The sequence below is a fragment of the Streptomyces sp. BV286 genome (genome assembly GCF_019090165.1).
Lineage (GTDB): Bacteria > Actinomycetota > Actinomycetes > Streptomycetales > Streptomycetaceae > Streptomyces.
This window is the reverse complement of sequence record NZ_JAHRIB010000003.1, coordinates 1-17,211: the sequence shown is the minus strand read 5'-3', so window position 1 is coordinate 17,211 and position 17,211 is coordinate 1. Positions and strand designations below refer to the sequence as shown.

Below are 17,211 nucleotides of genomic sequence, written 5' to 3'. Positions count from 1 at the left end.
GCGTGAGGAGACTCGATGTGAAACATGAACTTCGGGCGACGCGGGGGTGATCGCCGGGCGGCACGGACGCGTCAGGTCTTCCCGTCCTTCACTGTTCCCCCAACAGCCCTTGTCCGTCACACTGACTGACCTTGAACCTGAGCAGCGTTCAGGTTCCTCCGACGCACTGGAGACACCCCCCATGAAGAGACTCATCGGCACCCTGATGGCCGGTGCGCTGGCCGTTGCCGGGCTCACCTCGGCAGCCGCTGCTCCCGCGACCGCCGCCGCCCCCTCCTCCGGCACCTTCAACGTCCTCACGTACAACGTCGCGGGACTCCCCGAAGGGCTGAGTTCCGGCAAGCCGGCGACGAACACCCCGCTGATCTCCCCGCGGCTCGGCGCCTACGACATAGTGAACGTCCAGGAGGACTTCAACTACCACGCGGCGCTGTACGCGGGCGACAACCACCCGCACCGCACGGCCACCAGCGGTGGCGTTCCCTTCGGCGACGGCCTCAACACCCTCTCGGACTACGCCTTCGACGACTTCGAGCGGGTGAAGTGGAACGACTGCACCGGCACCAACTGCCTTACCCCGAAGGGCTTCTCGCTGGCCCGCGTGCGGCTCGCCGAGGGTGTGTTCGTCGACGTCTACAACGTGCACACGAACGCGGACTCGACGGACGACGCCCTCGCCGCCCGCCGCAAGAACATCGACCAGCTCTCCGACTTCGTCCAGGCGAACTCGGCGGGCAACGCGGTCGTCGTCATGGGCGACACCAACACCCGTTACACGCGCGCCGGTGACAACATCCGCACCCTCGCGAACGAGAACGGTCTGACCGACGCGTGGGTCCAGCTGGTCCGCGGCGGCAACGCCCCGGCACAGGGCAGTGACGCGATCGTCTGCCCCACCACCGCGCCGGGCAACGACTGCGAGGTCGTCGACAAGGTCCTCTACCGCGGCAGCAACCTGGTGAACCTCTCCGCGACGCGCTACAACAACGAGTGGGCGAAGTTCCTGGACTCGGCCGGCGGCAACCTCTCCGACCACTTCCCGCACGCGGTCGACTTCTCCTGGACGCTGAACTCGAAGCTCCGGGCCAGTGACGTCTTCGGCGGCCCGCACGGCACGGCGTTCAACGACGCGGACGACCTCCCGGCCACGCCCGCGCCCCGGACGGTGACGCTGCGCGGTGCCTCCCGCCTCGACGGGGTGTCGCTCGCGCTCGACGGCGGCACCACCCTCACCCACGGCGGCACGGGCGGTACGGCGGCCTCCCTCGCCCTCGCCGCCGGCGAACACCTCACCTCGGTGAAGCTCACCCAGGGCCAGAAGGACGGCCGGACCCGGATCTTCTCGGCGGCCCTCACCACCGACAAGTCCCGTACGGTGTCGGCCGGTTCGCCCACGTCGGCCGCGGTGACGTACACGGCTCCGGCCGGCTGGCAGATCGTCGGCTTCACCGGCCGCTCCGGCGCCGAGATCGACAAGCTCGGGGTGCTGTACGCGCCGATCGGCTGATCCCGGCCCGACCCGTGCTGTACGGAAGCGAGCCCGGACGGCCGTCGCCGGCCGTCCGGGCTCGAAACCGGGAGACGGGCCGCCTCGACGACCGCGTCCCCGCCGCCGACTGCGTGCACGCGGGCCAGACGCGTCACGCGGGCATGCGGCTCATGCAGGCATGCGGCTCATGCGGGCATGCGGCTCATGCGGGCATGCGGCTCATGCGGGCATGCGGGCATGGGGGACACGCAGGTCACGCGACCGCCGTCCGGCCCCGGCTCGGCAGGTGGCCCCGCCGCCGCCGCGGGTTGCTACCCTCTCCAGGCTGTTGCCTAGACACCCTAGGGAGAGGTTGATCATCATGGCCCGTGCCGGGCTCACGACCGACCGGGTCGTCGCGGCCGCCGCCGACCTCGCGGACGAGGTGGGCTTCGAGAACGTCTCGCTGTCCGCGCTGGCCAGGCGGTTCGGGGTGAAGGACGCGAGCCTGTACTCGCACGTCAGGAACCTGCACGACCTGCGGACCCGGATGGCGTTCCTCGCGGGCGGCGAGATGATCGACCGGATCGCCGCGGCGGTCGCCGGACGCGCCGGCAAGGACGCCCTGGCCGCCTTCGCCGACGCCTACCGGGAGTACGCCCTGGAGCGGCCGGGCCGGTACGCGGCCACCCAGATCCGCATCGACCAGAGCCTCGTGTCCGAATCCCCCGCCTTCCGGCGGACCGCCGAGGTCACCTACGGGATGCTGCGGGCGTACGGCCTCGACGAGCCCGACCTCACCGACGCGGTCCGGCTGTTGCGCAGCACCTTCCACGGATACTGCGCGCTGGAGGCCACCGGCGGCTTCGGCGCCTCCCGTGACGTACGGACGTCGTGGAACCGGGCCGTCGACGCCCTCCACGTACTGCTGGAGAACTGGCCGCGCGAGCAGAAGAACGCGTGACCACAGTCGAGTTCGCGGGGCGCCCGGCGGAAACACTGCCTCCGGTCTCCGCCCCAGGCGTCCCGTCGACCACTTAGACTGGAAGCTTCGCCGGTGCCACGTGCCGCCCTGGGGGGAGGAGAGCGGGCCTTGTCCCAACAGCAGCTCCGACGCGGTCCGTTGAGACCCGACCCCGAGCCGCACGTACCGCACGGACCACGGCCCGCGCGGCTTGTGCGCTGGCTGGGCGGATTCGGCTCCCTGGCCGCCGGTTACGCCGTGTTCCAGTCCCTGGTGGGGGTTCTGCCGGACGGCATGGGCGGGCAGAGCGCCCGGTACGCAATCGCCGCGGTGAGCGGGCTCGGAACGGCCGTCGCGGCCTGGCTGTCGGCATCCCTGCTCCGGGCCCGGCACGAGGACAACTCACCTGCGGGTACGGGACAGTTGCTGCCCTCCAGCGCCGCCCTGGCGGGGCCCGGGCCGCTCCCCGAGCTCTTCGCCGCCGCCTACGGCACCCTCGCCGAACAGATCTGCGTCGTCGACGACCCCGTGCGCGGCCGGCTCACCGGCTGGTCGCACTCCCTCGGCGAGAGCGGCCCCGGCCGGCCCACCTCCGTGGGCACCGCGTACGGCCTGCACACCATGCTCGACCTGGGAGTGCCCGACGGACGGATCGGCACGGGCGACCTGGTGGACACGCTGTGGCGGCTGCGTCTGCCGGACGGCGGCTGGTCGGCCCGCTCACAGGGCTCCCAGGCCCGCCCCGAGGTGACGGCCCTGGTCCTGGGCGCACTGGCCCGGGCGGGAGCCCCGCGGGAGCGGCTCGCCGACGAGGTGGCGGGCTGCGAGGCGGGCTTCACTCAGGAACTCGATCGTACGGGGCGGGAGTTGACGCATGTCGTGACGACCGTGCTGCGCGGCCTGCTGCGTGCGGCGCCCGGTTCGGACGCGCTGCCACTGCTGCGTGACGCACTCGTCGAGGGCGCGGTCACCGATCCGCGCCGCCGGCACCGCCGCTGCTGGGGTTACCGGCTCGCGCCCTTCCACGGCCCGCCGTCGCCGCTGCACACCGCCCAGGCGGTGGTCGCCCTGGACCGTGCGGCCCATGTACTGGGCGGCGAGAGCGGCAACGCGCGTGCGGCCCGCGAGGACGGCGTGCGCTGGCTGCTGGCCTGCCCTGACGCCCCGCACGACGCGTGCCTCGACCTGTCCAACCTCCGCGAGGAGGTGCGCAGGCCACGCACCGACGACCCGTCCCGCCACGAGGTCCTGAACGTCCGGCACTTCACGGCCTCCTGGGTCGTCCGCGCCCTGCTCACCTCCGGCGCCCGCGACATCGCACGCGAGGACGGCATCGAGGACGACTGGCGTGAGCGGCTGAACGGTGCTGTCAGTGCCGTGTGGGCCGGGCAGACCGACGGCATCTGGACCTGGGTCCGTGACGACACCAGCGAGCTACGCCGCCCCATGTGGATGACCTACCAAGGCCTTTCGGCGCTACGGGCGCATGCCATGTGGGTATACCAACCGCATGGCTGAGTCAGAGGGAGCGTGCATGGGGGGACCACAGGTTCTGGCGACGCGGCGGCTGCTGTCCGAGGCTCTGGACGGTGAACTGCCGGAGCACGAGCGGCTGTTGGCTGCCCGCTCGGTCGTCGCCGAGCTGGGGACCCCGGACCGCCTGCTGGAGCTGACGGCCGAACTCGCCTCCGGTGAGGGGGATCCGCACGGCTGCGCCCGTCTCTCGTACCGTCATGTCCTCGGCTTCGACAAGCTTCTGCTCATCGACGACGGCCCGCACCACATGCTGCGCGCCCATCTGTGGCATGCCGGGCGTGGTGCGATCGGCAAGGAGGACATCCACAACCACCGCTCCCCCCTCGCCTCCTCGGTCGTACGAGGACGGCTGGCGATGGAGCTGTACGCGCCCCGGGGCGACGGCGGAATCGAGGCGGACAGCTACCAGGAGTCCCTGGCCGACGGGTCGGCCGACTGGCTGCTGGAGCCCACGGGTCCGGCGCGGCTGCATCTCACGCAGGTCGCGGAGTACACGGCGGGCAGTACCTACGCCCTGCCCGCGCACACCCTCCACCGGGCGTGGTGCGACACGGCGGAGCCGACGGTGACGCTCTTCCTGGAGACGGGCAGCGGACGGCGGCGGCACACGGACGTGTTCACGGCGGCCGGCCCGCACCCGGGGACCGTACCGAAGGTGCCACTGGACGTGGACGACTACCTGGGGGAACTCAACGCGCTGGCGGAGTTGCTCAGAAGCTCGTGAGGGCCTGGCGCACGATGTCCAGGTTGTACTCGTCGATGTCGACGGTGTGCAGTCGGTCCGGGGTCAGCCAGTCGTGCGCCTGGTCCGGTTCGGGGAGGGTGACGTGCCGGGAGAGGGGCCTGACGAGGAAGTTGTCCTGCCAGTTCTTGATCTCGTGCCCGTGGTACTCGCTCAGGAAGGACGATTCGCCGACCTTGCGGACGACCTCGCCGAGGAGCCCGGTCTCCTCCTTGAGCTCCCGCAGCACGCCGTCCGCGGGACTCTCGCCGGGCTCGAGCTTCCCGCAGGGCACGCCCCACACCCCGGGCAGGAACCGCTCGGTCCTGCTGCGGCGCACCAACAGCACGCGGCCTTCGTGCATCACGACGGCGGCCGCAAGTCGCTTGTCGCCGGGGATGTCCATGTCCATGGTTCCTCGGTCCCTCGCCGGTCGGAGTCCACAGGGTTCTATACCCACGAAAGCATCAACGCTACCAGGAAGCGGTCCGCGGGCCGGGGCGATCGGGACGCTCCGGCTGGACCAGGGCCTGGACCTCGCTGTATGTGGGCGCGGTCCCCTCGACGGGGTGGCCCGCCCGGATCAGGGCGGCCGTCTCCAGGGCCGCGCCCAGGGCCCGGCGGTAGAGGAGGGAGCCGAGGCTGATCCGGCGTACGCCCAAATCGGCGAGGACGGGGACGCTCGGGCCCGTGGGTGAGTAGAGGATGTTGAGAGGGACGTCCAGGGTTTCCACCAGGGCGGCGATCCGGGGCGGGTCGTAGAGTCCGGGGACGAACACGCCGTCGGCGCCCGCCTGTTGGTAGGCGTCGAGGCGGCGGTCCGTCTCGCGTTCGTCGCCTGCCCGCAGCCAGTGGGTGTCCGTGCGGGCGTTCACGAACAGGCCGGGTACGGCGGACTTCACGGCTGCGATCTTCGCCGCGTGGAGTCCGGCGGGCACCAGGGTGCCGTCGGGTCGGCCGTCCTCCAGGTTGATGCCCACGACGCCGACGGCGGCCAGTTCGACGGCGACCTCGGCGACGTCCTGCGGGTCGTCGCCGAATCCTCCCTCGGCGTCCACCGAGAGGAGGAACGGGCCGTGTCCCAGCGCCAGCGCCAGGGCGAGCGACGCGTCCCGGGTCGCCGCCGCTCCGTCGGGCAGGCCCGCGGCCGCGGCCACTCCCAGGCTGGTCGTGCCGATCGCCGCGAAGCCCTGCGCTGCCAGGGCCGCCGCCGATGCGTGGTCCCAGGCGTTGGGGAGCAGCAGGGGGGTGTCCGCGTGGTGGAGCGCGGCGAACGCGGTCACGGGGTTCCGCCGAGGGTTTCCGGCCGAGGCAGCTTTGTGAGGGGGCATACGCCAACGTTAGGGGCGGTACGGTTCGGCGCCCGCCGAACCGTCCGGGGCCACTGAGCAGGCAGCCGGAACGGCCGTCCGCGGCGGCCGCTGTCCGGCCGGCTCAGGCCCTGAGGCGGATGTGCTCCTTCCGTGCAACCCCCGCCGGGGGCCGGACGTCTCAACCAGCGCCAGGAGTGCGCGTACGGGGACGGGAAGGACGGGGTGATGGCCGGCGGGGGGAAGCACGGGTTCGTCCGGAGTGTGCGGCGGTTCTTCTGGCTTCCCCGGGAGATGCCACGCCGCCCGTCCCCGGTCGTGCCCATGCTGCGGGTGTGGCTGTTCGCCCTGGCCGCGGGCGCTCTTCTCGCGGAATTCACCTGGGACGAGGGGGACGTGTCGCCGGCGCTGATGGCGATCCCCGCGGGGCTGGCCGTGCTCGACGACGTGATCGAGGGGGTGCGGCACCGCTGGCCGGCCCTCGCGGCGGGGCTGCTGGTCTCCTGGGGCTTCGTCCGGTCCGTGACGGCCGTGTCCGGCCCCGGGCACTCCCTGTGGGGCGAGTTCGGGGTCTTCGCCTGCGCGACGGCCCTTGCTCTGGCGACGTTCGTCGGCGTCACGCGACTGCCTCAGCACCGGCACCCGTGACCCGCGCGCTTACTCGCGCACGACCGTCACCTCTCCGTCCCGCAGCCGCGCCCGCACCCCGGCCCCGCCCTTCCAGCGGACGTGGATCCCGTCCGTCCCCTCCGTCCGCACCTCCACCGACTCCTCCAGTGGAGCGGGCTCCGGCTCGGCGGTGAGACGGGCGAGGGCCACGAACAGGCCGTCCGCGGCCGTCGTGACGCCCGTCGGACCGTCCGGCGCCTCCAACAGGCCGTGCACGGGCAGGAGTTCGGCACGCAGGCCCTCCCCCGCCGTCCAGCCCGTGACCCGCACCGACGTCCCTTCGGGCGCGCCCGACACACAGAACGCCCGTACCTCCACCGCGCCCTCGGCGAGCACGAGGCTCGTGACGGCTGCTCCCCGGGCCGCCGTGTGCCGGGAGGCCGCCCAGCCCTCGCCGGCGCCCAGTGGCTCGATGCCGGTCCGGCTCGGGTCGCCGCCCACGACCACACTGTTGTCGTACGACTCCGGAGGCCGAGCGAGTGCTGTGGGCGCCGTGACCGTCGAGTACGCGAGGCGCGTGTAGTACGGGTCGTAGCGGACGTCCTCGCTGCCGTGGTTGTGCAGGCGCACCAGTCCGTCCGAACGCGTCGACTGGAGCAGCCAGTTGGGCGGTCCGACCGGCCGGGCCGCGTCCTCCCGTTCCGCCGGGCCGGGCCGTTCGTCCGCGGTCCACACCTCGTGGTCCGGCTCAAGCAGCAGCCCGAGGAATGCCTTGCTCGCCCAGTACGGGGACGCCGGGCCCGAGTAGCCCTGGAGGACGGCCGGTTCGGGGCCGTGCCAGCCCGGCGTGAGCAGGCCGCGGTCGTCCACGGCTCCCCGGTCGAGGAAGTACTTCAGCGCGCCGGACGCCAGCCGCCGTGTCTCTCCCGGCGGCAGCGGTGTACGGCCGGTGAGCGCGCCCAGCCACAGGGGGGCCGTCGTCGCGAAGCGGTACGTCAGTGAGCGGCCCTGGTGCATCGGCGCGCCGTCGCCCCCGAACAGCCGGGCGTAGTCGCCGAGATGGGCCGACAGCCGGCCGCCGTAGAGGTCCAGCAGGCGCTCGTCGTCCGCCAGCCACGCGTGCAGCACCGGATACAGGTGCATCGCCCAGCCGTTGTAGTAGTCGAAGGCCCGCCCGTCGCCGTCGGTGTACCAGCCGTCGCCGACGTACCACTGCTCGATGCGGTCGAGTCCCCGGTCGACGGCGGCCCGGGACAGCTCGGGCTCGTGTCCGACCTCGGCCAGGAAGCCGCCGACCGTCACCGGGAACAACTCCCAGTTGCAGGGCCAGGGTTGCGCTGTGAGCGCGTCCCCGAGCCAGGCCGCGGCCCGCTGCCGCACGCCGTCGTCTAGGCGGTCCCAGAGGAGGGGGCGGGTCAGACGCAGGGCGAGGGCGATCGAGGCGGCCTCGACGAGGGGCTGGCTGCGGTCCTCGATACGCGGCCAGACGCCCGCGGTTCCGGCGGCGAGCCCTTCGGCGTACCGCTCCAGTGCCTTCTCGTCACGGCGGAACGCCGCCAGCATCAGCGTGCGGGCGTATCCCTCCAGCCCGTCGGAGAGACGGCCGGACCAGCTCGTGTGCTCGCCGGGCAGATGGTAGAGGGCCCGGTCCCCGGACGCGTACGGCTCGACCGCCGCGAGCAGGGAGTCGGCGGCGGCCTCCCAGTGGGCGCGCGTGTATCCGGTGTACGGGCTGAGGGTGCGGTCCTCGGGAACGCCTGCGGGGCCTGCGGGCATCGGTCGGGCTTCCTGTCTCGCTCGGGGTCGTGCGGTGTGCGTCCGCGGAAGAGCGCGGTGTGCGCGTGCGGGGTCGTGCGGTGTGCGCGGGCGGGCCGGCACGGTGTGCGCGCGTGGGCCTGGGGCGCCCCGGTTCCGGACGGGACGCCCCAGGGGTCAAGCTCACCTCACCAGGCGTCCGGGCACCAGGTGTTGGGCACGCAGTTCGTCACGGACGAGTTCCGCGTACGCCGTGGCGCCGCGTGCGGAGGTGTGGGTGTTGTCGCGCTTCTCGTTGTAGAGGTACAGCGCCTTCGACCCCTCCACACCCAGCGACTCGACCAGTGCCTTGGTCCTGGCCGTGAGGTCGATGAGCGGGACGTGACGGTCGGCGGCGACCGAGCGGGTGACGGCGGGGTGGTCGACTCCGAGGCCGTTCACCAGGAGGGCCGTGTTGTTGTCGAGGGTGCCGTCGGCGTTGAACCAGCGGCGGACGATGGGGGTGACCAGGACCGGGCGCCCGCCCTTGTCCCGTACGCCCGCGACGAGCGTCTCGAGGTTCGCGCGGTACGTCGCGGCGTCGGTCTGCTTGTCGTTGTGGGCGAGCTGGATGAGGACCAGGTCGCCCTTGCGGACGAGCGGCTGGACCGTCGCGAAGAGCCGCGGGTCGGCGAGGTAGGTGACCGTACTCTCCCCGGAGTCTGCGTAGTTGGCGACGGAGGCGCCCTTGCGGAGGTACTGCGGAAGCTGCTGGCCCCAGCCGGAGTAGGGGTCGCCGGGCTGGTCGCAGACCGTGGAGTCGCCGACGAGGAAGATCTGGCGGGTCTGGTGCCGGCGGGCCGGGGTGACGCGGATGTCGGCGAGTGCGGGCGCCGAGCCGCCGATGACCAGGTCCAGGCCGGGGGTGCCGTCGGCCGCGGTGGGCTCGCCCTCGGGGGTGCGGACGTTCACGGTGAAGCTGCGGGTCACGGGCTCGCCCGCCGCGGTGGGCGTCTCGGCGAGCAGCGTGCGCCGGGTCTCGCCGCTGATCCCGGTGCTCGCCGCAGTGTCACCGCCGAGCCGCACCCGGACGTCGTACGTGCCGGGCGCGACGTCGAAGTGGCATGCGGTCGCCGTGCAGTTCTCCAGCCCCTGGCCCCGGCCGTGCGACTGGGCCTCGGCCGGGACGACGGACAGGGCCGAGGCGGCGGTCAGCGCGGCCAGCAGGGTGATCGTCGTGCGTCTCAACGCGGCTCCTTCAACAGGTCCAACCGGGCGACGGATCCGGCAGGGCCTGTCCGGCGGATGATGCCGGACAGGCCCTGGCGGCTGGACCGTATCTCGAATGGCAAGCGCTTTCTAGAGGGAGTGAAAGGTTTCAGGTCCCTCTGGTCCACTGCTGGTTGGTCGCCCCGTTGCACGTGTACGTGATGATCGCAGCCGAGTCCGCGGTGGATCCGCCGTTCACGTCCAGGCACTCGCCGCTCGCGCGGGACTTGATGTTCACGTAGGAGCCGGTGGTGGTGAGGGACCACTGCTGACCGGTCGCCGAGGCGTTGCAGTTCTCCTGTGTGACGGTGTTGGCGTTCTCCTGCACGCACAGGGAGCTGCCGCGCGCCACCAGCTGGTAGTAGCCGCTGCCGACCGACTTGAACCAGTACTTCTGGTTGTTGCCGCCGTTGCAGGTGTACTGCTTGATCTGGGCGCCGGCCCACAGCGACTGGCTGGTGACGTCGGCGCACTTGGCGGAGTTCCGGGCGATGAGCGTGTTGTACGTGGCGCTCGTCCCGGTGACGGTCCCGGCGGCCGTGTCGACGGTGACCTCCGGGGACCAGGACATGGACATGGTGGTGGAGCTCGGGAAGGTCAGCGGCAGCCAGACGTAACGGGAGTCGTTGACCGTGCCACCGAAGGCGTTGCCCCAGCGGTCGCCCAGGTAGAGGTAGGAAGTGCCCGAACTCCCCTGCACGGGAAGGACGAAGGCGGTCTGCGAGCCGTACGTCGTCGAGTCGCCGACGTTCGCCATCGCCGTCCAGGGGCCCGCGAGCGACGTCGCCGTGGCGTACTGCTGCTGGTTGGGGTTCCAGCCGGTGGCGCCCGACGTGAGCATGAAGTAGACGCCGCCCCGCTTGAACAGCGCCGGGGCCTCGCGGTGGCCGCCGTGCCAGGGGTCCGCGACCAGACCGGCGATCCCTGTGTAGTCGGCCGTCAGCCGGTAGATCTGCAGGTCGTAGTTCTCGCGGGCGGCCGAGACCATGTACCCCGCGCCGTCCGAGTCCACGAACACCGTGATGTCACGGGACATGTGCGTGCCCAGCGGCCGGAAACTGCCCTGCCAGCTGTAGTCGCCGTCGACCGTGTCCGACACCGCGACGGCCGCGCGGGCCTCGCTGTAGTCGACGCCGTTCTCCTTGTGCATCCACATCACGAACTTGCCGGTGGACGCGTTGTACATGACCTTGGGCCGCTCGATGTTGGCGGTCGCCAGTTCGGGGTCGGTGGCCTCGGTCAGGACGTGGTTGCGGAACTCCCAGTTCTTCAGGTCCGTGGAACGGTAGGCGGACACGTACCGGAAGGTGTTGTCGGAGTTCCGGTTCTCACCGAACCAGTAGTAGTACGAGCCGACCTTGAGGACTCCGCCGCCGTGCGCGTGCAGGGGGCTGCCACCGGTGTCGGTGAACTGCGTTCCGTTGGTGATCGTCTGGGGCGCGGCCTGGGCCGGGCCCGCCGTGACGAGTGCGCCGGCCAGTGCCAGACACAGGGCGAGGAGTACCGCGTACGCACGTCTCATCAGGCACGCTCTTTCGGGGGGTTGTCGGCCACGGGGATGCCGAAGTCGGGGGTGCCGTCGCGCTTCCAGCCGAGCCGCTGGACGCGGGTGTGCCGGTTGGGGTCGTTCAGCGGGTCGCCGACGATGTCCTTGTACTGGCGGGCGTGGTAGACGAGGACGTCGGTGCGGCCGTCCTCGGCGACCGTGAAGCAGTTGTGGCCGGGGCCGTACTGCTTGGTCGTGTCGTTGCTCGTGAAGACCGGGGTGGGTGACTTGGCCCAGCTCGTGGGGTCCATGAGGTCACTGCCGGCATCCGCGGTGAGCAGGCCCATGCAGTAGTTGAAGTCGGTGGCGCTCGCCGAGTACGACATGAAGAGACGGCCGTTGCGCTTGATCACCGACGGGCCCTCGTTGACCCGGAAGCCGATGCGTTCCCAGTCGTACTCCGGTGTGGTGAGCCGGACCTGAGGGCCCGTCAGCGTGAGCGGGTCGGCCATCCTCGAGAGCCAGACCGCGGTGTTGTTGTCCATCCCGGGCTCGTGCTGCGCCCACGCGAGGTAGCGGCTGCCCCGGTGGGTGAAGGTCGTGGCGTCGAGGGAGAAGGTCTCCCAGGCGGTCCTGAGCTGACCCCGCTCGACCCACGTCCCCTTGAGGGGGTCGGGGTGGGAGTTCTCCAGGACCCAGATACGGATCGCCCAGATGTCCTCGGCGGGCGCCGAGGCGAAGTAGACGTACCACTTGCCGTCGATGCGGTGGATCTCGGGCGCCCAGATGTGGGCGCCCATCGGACCGCTCGCGTGCTTCGTCCAGATGACGGACTCGGGGGCGGTCGCGATCCCGCGGATGGTGCGCGAACGGCGCAGAATGATCCGGTCGTACTCGGGAGCGGTGGCCGTGAAGTAGTAGGAGCCGTCGGTGTGACGGTGGATGTACGGGTCGGCCCGGTTACGGACGAGCGGGTTGGTGTACCGGGCGCCGGCCGGGCCCCCGGGGGCACTCGCCGGGACCGCGGCGTGGGCCTGGGCCACACCGGGAGCGGCCAGCAGGGCTCCCGCGGCCAGGGCCCCCTTCAGCACCCTTCTGCGGCCCGGGGTCTCGGGCAGGTCGTTGTCGCGGCTCATGCTGACTGCCTCTCAGGGTGGGGGGACACAAAAGCCAACAGAAATGTTCGGGATTTCGCACAAGATCTGTCATGGCGATCGCCGAAAAGGTAAGGGCGTGTTACGAGCAGGTCAACGGGTCGGGAGCGAACCGAGAAGAACTGGGCCGGCAAACATCGATGGCCGAAGTTTTTGTTATCGGCGCACGGGTGCGCCCGTCTCCACGGACGTGAACGAGAACATCCGCGGACGGGCGGCAGGGATTCGGGTACGGACGCCGGACGTTCGTGCGCGGAGGGCAGGCATGCGCACACGGGTCTCGGGGGCGGCCGCCGCGCTCGGCGTCGTCGTGGCGGGAGTCGCGGCGCCGGGCGCGACGGCGGCACCCGCGGGCGCGAAGGACGTCACGGCGGCGGTGCTCGCCGGGGACGACGTGACGCTGAGCGGCGACACCGTGGTGACCGTGCCGGCCGGGCGGACCACGTACGACGGGGTGTTCCGGGGCCGGGGCACCCTCACCGTGCGCGGCTCTGGCACCCTGATCCTCACCAAGGACAGCGACTTCACGCTGCCCGCGTCCCGGCAGCGGGTCACCACCCAGGGCGGCAATCACCCGTACACCACCGTGAGCAACCCGGACGCGCCCGCGATCACCGTCGAGCGCGGGGCGACCCTCCAGTACGGCACGGGCGGCGGGACGGGCCTGATCGGGCACTTTCCGTACGACACCCCGGGCTACCGGCTGAACCAGCTCAACATCAGGGTCGACGGCACGCTGCGGCTGTCGCTCGTGCGGACCGTCAACCTCGGCACGATCAGCGGCTCGGGGCTGGTCAGCCAGCCGCGGTTCATGTGGGGCAAGCTCGACATCGCGGGCACGCACCCGTTCTCCGGAGTGATCGACAACGGCACCGCGATGGACGCTGGCAAGTCCGAGTACCCGGTGTCCCTGCCGAACGCGCGCGCCGTCCTCAACCAGGGCACATGGACCGTCGACACCCCGCTCGGACAGACCGTCACCCTGCGGCAGAACTTCTACCAGCGGGAGTACGGCAGCGACATCAACGTCCAGTCGCGGCCCGGCAGCAAGGTCGTGCTGACCGGCCAGTACAGCTGGTCGGACCGGGGCGGCGACACCAACCCCTCGCTCAGCGACCCGGCCCTCAACTGGCGGCCCGCGCGCAAGAACGTCAACAAGCGCGGCACCAACATCAAGGGTGCCGACGTCCAGTGGGGCGACGGGACCACGGACAGGATCTTCATGCCGGGGACGGCGGAGACCGTCTACATCAACCTGCTTGCCGCAAGGGCCCGTTCACGGCTCACCTTCGACTACGACGGGCCGGTGACGCTCGGCGCCCCCATCGGTGGCGGCCGGTTCCACGACACGCTGTCCGCGCCCGGCGCCGGTGACGTCGTCATCAAGGGGACGAAGGGCAACGACGTCACCTTCGCCGCCGTCCAGTACTACGACGGTTCGACGACCGTCCAGAAGGGCGCGGTCCTGCGGCTGGGCAGTGGCCGCAAGGGCGGCGACGGCGGGCTCCACACCAAGGGCCGCCTCTACAAGGTGGTCAACGACGGCTCGCTGATACTCCGCAACACGGCCGCACCGCTCGTCCTGTCCAGGATCGGCGGCAGCGGGTCCCTCACCCAGTCGGGTAAGGCGACGGCGACGCTGACGGGCGCGGCGGTCACGTACACGGGGACGACGACCGTCACGAAGGGCACGCTCGCGCTGGACGGAACGGGCCTGGCCCACAGCCGCGCGATCCGCCTCACGGGCTCCGGCGCGCGGCTCGACGTCCGCGACGCGCCCGGAGCGACGCTGAACCTGGCCACCTCACTGTCCGGCAGGGGCACGGTCGTCGGCTCGGTGACCAGCACGGGCAAGGTGGCGGGAGGCGTGACGGTGACCGGCGACTACGCGCAGCGCGCGGGCGGCCGACTCGTCGCAGGCGGCGGGGCGTTGAAGGTCGGCGGCAAGGTGGCGCTGGCGGGGAGGCTGGACGCCCGCGCGGTTGCCTCCCCTGACGCGCCCGCTCCCCCGAAGACCGAGGAGAAGCCGAAGCCGAAGTCGAAGGCGGGGTCGGGGGCGAGGACGAAGACCGGGGCGGAGACGGTCACCCTCATCGACCACGTCGGCCGGGGAAGGACGACGGGCACCTTCAGCGGGCTCAAGGAGGGTGCCACGGTCGAAGCGGGCGGGGCCGGATACCGGATCAGCTACCGGGGCGGCGACGGGAACGACGTCGTCCTCGCCCCGGCCACCGCGAGCCCGTCCGCGAGCGCCCGCGCGGCCGGGGAGCCGTCCGGCCCGAAGGCCGCGCACCCGCAGAACGCCGCAGGCCGGGGCTTCCTGTCAGGCGCGTGGTGGCCGGTGGCCGCCGCGCTGGGCCTGCTCGCGACGCTGCTGGTCGCGGCGGCCAAGCGCCGCCGCGGCCGGCGGCAGGGCGGTCGGCACGCCTCCACGCGCTGACATGGGGCGCGACAACGATCAGGTGACCGCCGAAGAAGAGCTCGACGAGCGGGCCGCGCCCTCCTCCCGGCGTCCCCGGAGCCACACGTACACGGGGATGCCCGCGAACAGGAACAGCACGCCCTGGTAGACCGCCGCGTACCCCGCTCCCGCGATCAGCCAGAACGAGAAGGCGAAGGAGAGCGCGGCGACGATCAGGTCCCGGACCAGACCCGCCGGGCGGACCCGCTCGCGTGTCCCCCGGGCCAGCCAGTACAACTGCGCGGCGGCGGACAGGAGGTACGGCACGCAGCCGGTGAAGGTGGTGATCAGGACGAGCACACGGAACGTGGTGTCCGGGCCCGCCGTGTAGTTGAGCCCGATGAGAGCCGTGCCGAGCACCGCGCACGCGAGGACACCGAAACCGGGGACGCCGCCCTTGCCGACGCGGGCGAACGCCGCCGGGAACAGTCCGTCGCGCGCTGCCGCGTACGGCATCTGCGCGCTCATCAGGATCCAGCCGTTGAGGCAGCCGACCATCGAGGCGACGGCGACGGCCGCGATGACCGTGCCGCCCCAGTGCCCGCCGGTCATCGCGTCGACCGCGTCGGCGAAGGGCGCCCCGGACTCGGCGAGCTGCCCGTGCGGAACGAGCCCGAAGACCGCGACCGTGCCGAGGAGGTAGACGACCGCCGAGGCGACCGTGCCGAGGACGCTCGCCCGGCCGACCGTGCGCTCCGGGTCGCGGACCTCGCCCGCGCTCATGGCGGCCGACTCGACGCCGAGGAAGCTGTAGAGGAGCAGGGCGGCCGAGGCGGCGAGCGCGCCCGGCACGCTGTCCCCGGAGGCGTTGAACGGCCCGAAGTTGTCGGTGTCGATGAAGAAGAGGCCGACGCAGGCGACGAGGAGCAGCGGCACGAACTTCAGGATCGTGGACACGATCTGCACCCCGCCGACCCAGCGGGTGCCCGCGAAGTTCGCGGCGGCGGGGAGCCACAGCGCGGCCACGGCCACGCTCGCCTCCAGGACCCGGTTGCCGTCCAGCGGCAGCAGCACGTCGGCGTATCCGACGGTCGCCACGGCGAGGGCGGCGATGCTGACCCAGGTCATCGTCCAGTACGACCAGGCCGACAGGAATCCCGCGAACTCACCGAACGCGTCGCGCGGATACACGTACAGACCACCGGTGACGGGGCTGCGGCGCGCGAGCTTCCCGAACAGCAGCGCGAGCAGCACCGCGCCGATGGACAGGACGAGGAAGGCGACCAGGCTGACCGTGCCGTACGGGGCGACGGCGGCGGGCAGCGCGAAGATGCCGCCGCCGATGATGTTGCCCATCACCAGGGCGGTGGCGGCGGCCAGGCCGAAGCCCTTCTTGGGGCCGGGCGACGCCGGGGCTTCCTTGGTCGGCGGTATGGGTTCCAGGGCGTCGGCGCCGGTGGCGCCGGTGGTGTCTGCGGCAGGCATGGCGGAGGTCCGTCTGTTCAGGGAGGGGGGCGCTGATCGTATCCCCCGATCCCACATGGTGGGCGATCTGTTCATGTACTGGACACAGAGGGGGTGCCCGCCCGTGCTTCGACTAGCGTCGTGGCATGACCAGCGACCCCACCCCCGACGCCCCCCGCTCCCTCGCCGAGGCCCTCGCCGCCGGCACGGTCGTCCTCGACGGCGGTCTGTCCAACCAGCTCGGTTCGGCCGGGCACGACCTGAGCGACGAGCTGTGGTCGGCGCGGCTCCTCGCCGAACGGCCGGAGGCGATCACCGAGGCGCACCTCGCCTACTTCGAGGCCGGCGCGAACGTGGCGATCACCTCCAGCTACCAGGCGACCTTCGAGGGCTTCGCCCGGCGCGGCCTCTCCGCGGAGCGTGCGGCGGAACTCCTCGGGCTCAGTGTCCGACTCGCCCGTGAGGCGGCCCGGCAGGCCGGGGCGAAGGGCGTGCGCGCGCCGATGTGGGTGGCGGCGTCGGTGGGCCCGTACGGGGCGATGCTCGCGGACGGCTCCGAGTACCGGGGACGGTACGGGCTGAGCGTCGCCGAGCTGGAGCGCTTCCACCGGCCCCGGTTGGAGGTCCTGGCGGAGGCGGGCCCCGACGTCCTGGCTCTCGAGACCGTGCCCGACGCCGACGAGGCGCGGGCGCTGCTGCGGGCGGTGCGGGGGCTCGGCGTACCGGCGTGGCTGTCGTACAGCGTGGCCGGTGACCGGACGCGGGCCGGGCAGCCGTTGGAGGAGGCCTTCGCGCCGGCCGCCGACGCCGACGAGGTGATCGCGGTCGGGGTCAACTGCTGCGCCCCCGAGGACGTGGACGCGGCGGTGGCGACCGCCGCGCGGGTCACCGGCAAGCCGGTCGTGGTCTATCCGAACAGTGGCGAGACCTGGGACGCGCAGGCTCGCGCCTGGCAGGGCCGGGCCACCTTCACCCCCGAGCAGGTCGCCGGCTGGGAGCGGGCCGGGGCGCGGCTGATCGGCGGATGCTGCCGGGTGGGGCCCGAGGCGATCACGGCGATCGCGCGGGCGCTCACCCCGGCGTGACGGCTCGCGC

Annotated in this window: 14 protein-coding genes; 7 read left to right on the top strand and 7 right to left on the bottom strand. The window is 72.0% G+C overall.

Annotated elements, in window-relative coordinates; translation table 11 throughout:
• Window positions 1–181: 181 nt before the first annotated feature.
• From KUF83_RS00245 to KUF83_RS00230, 4 genes are all read left to right on the top strand, one after another.
• Window positions 182–1,507, top strand: a complete 1,326-nt coding sequence (locus KUF83_RS00245) for a jacalin-like lectin (RefSeq protein WP_217452416.1) — start codon at window positions 182–184, stop codon at window positions 1,505–1,507.
• Between the two features lie 343 nt (window positions 1,508–1,850).
• On the top strand, window positions 1,851–2,432 hold the full coding sequence (locus KUF83_RS00240) for a TetR-like C-terminal domain-containing protein (protein WP_217452415.1): 582 nt from the start codon (window positions 1,851–1,853) through the stop codon (window positions 2,430–2,432).
• A 129-nt stretch (window positions 2,433–2,561) separates the two neighbouring features.
• Window positions 2,562–3,950, top strand: coding sequence for a hypothetical protein (locus tag KUF83_RS00235; protein ID WP_254643151.1), 1,389 nt, complete (start codon window positions 2,562–2,564; stop codon window positions 3,948–3,950).
• Window positions 3,951–3,966: 16 nt separating this feature from the next.
• The gene (locus KUF83_RS00230; RefSeq protein WP_217452414.1) at window positions 3,967–4,692 is read left to right on the top strand and encodes a hypothetical protein; all 726 of its coding nucleotides are present in this window, start codon (window positions 3,967–3,969) and stop codon (window positions 4,690–4,692) included.
• Here the strand turns inward: KUF83_RS00230 and KUF83_RS00225 are convergent.
• A complete protein-coding gene (locus tag KUF83_RS00225; RefSeq protein WP_374105946.1) occupies window positions 4,679–5,101 on the bottom strand; it encodes an NUDIX hydrolase in 423 nt (140 codons plus the stop codon). The two genes, KUF83_RS00230 and KUF83_RS00225, sit on opposite strands and share 14 nt — an antisense overlap.
• 61 nt (window positions 5,102–5,162) lie before the next feature.
• Entirely contained in the window at window positions 5,163–5,972 is an 810-nt protein-coding gene (locus tag KUF83_RS00220) for an isocitrate lyase/phosphoenolpyruvate mutase family protein (protein WP_308402875.1), read from the bottom strand.
• A 180-nt stretch (window positions 5,973–6,152) separates the two neighbouring features.
• Between KUF83_RS00220 and KUF83_RS00215 the strand changes: the two genes are divergently transcribed.
• Window positions 6,153–6,647 carry a hypothetical protein gene (locus KUF83_RS00215; protein ID WP_308402874.1) on the top strand — a complete coding sequence of 165 codons (495 nt, stop codon included), beginning with the start codon at window positions 6,153–6,155 and terminating at the stop codon, window positions 6,645–6,647.
• Between the two features lie 9 nt (window positions 6,648–6,656).
• On the opposite strand, the gene KUF83_RS00210 is transcribed toward KUF83_RS00215, so the two are convergent.
• From KUF83_RS00210 to KUF83_RS00195, 4 genes are all read right to left on the bottom strand, one after another.
• Window positions 6,657–8,384, bottom strand: a complete 1,728-nt coding sequence (locus tag KUF83_RS00210; RefSeq protein WP_217452412.1) for a DUF2264 domain-containing protein — start codon at window positions 8,382–8,384, stop codon at window positions 6,657–6,659.
• 162 nt (window positions 8,385–8,546) lie between these two features.
• The gene (locus tag KUF83_RS00205; RefSeq protein WP_217452411.1) at window positions 8,547–9,590 is read right to left on the bottom strand and encodes a rhamnogalacturonan acetylesterase; all 1,044 of its coding nucleotides are present in this window, start codon (window positions 9,588–9,590) and stop codon (window positions 8,547–8,549) included.
• A gap of 130 nt (window positions 9,591–9,720) precedes the next feature.
• Window positions 9,721–11,133: an RICIN domain-containing protein gene (locus KUF83_RS00200; RefSeq protein WP_217452410.1), complete on the bottom strand. Its 1,413-nt coding sequence runs from the start codon at window positions 11,131–11,133 to the stop codon at window positions 9,721–9,723.
• Window positions 11,133–12,233, bottom strand: a complete 1,101-nt coding sequence (locus KUF83_RS00195; RefSeq protein ID WP_217452409.1) for a family 43 glycosylhydrolase — start codon at window positions 12,231–12,233, stop codon at window positions 11,133–11,135. The genes KUF83_RS00200 and KUF83_RS00195 overlap by 1 nt, the downstream gene beginning before the upstream one ends.
• 283 nt (window positions 12,234–12,516) lie before the next feature.
• Here KUF83_RS00195 and KUF83_RS00190 point away from each other — a divergent pair, with 283 nt between their 5' ends.
• Window positions 12,517–14,691, top strand: a complete 2,175-nt coding sequence (locus tag KUF83_RS00190; protein WP_217452408.1) for an autotransporter — start codon at window positions 12,517–12,519, stop codon at window positions 14,689–14,691.
• Window positions 14,692–14,709: 18 nt separating this feature from the next.
• On the opposite strand, the gene KUF83_RS00185 is transcribed toward KUF83_RS00190, so the two are convergent.
• On the bottom strand, window positions 14,710–16,137 hold the full coding sequence (locus KUF83_RS00185) for an amino acid permease (protein WP_217452407.1): 1,428 nt from the start codon (window positions 16,135–16,137) through the stop codon (window positions 14,710–14,712).
• A gap of 125 nt (window positions 16,138–16,262) precedes the next feature.
• Between KUF83_RS00185 and mmuM the strand changes: the two genes are divergently transcribed.
• Window positions 16,263–17,201: a homocysteine S-methyltransferase gene (gene mmuM, locus KUF83_RS00180; RefSeq protein ID WP_217452406.1), complete on the top strand. Its 939-nt coding sequence runs from the start codon at window positions 16,263–16,265 to the stop codon at window positions 17,199–17,201.
• Window positions 17,202–17,211 lie beyond the last annotated feature (10 nt).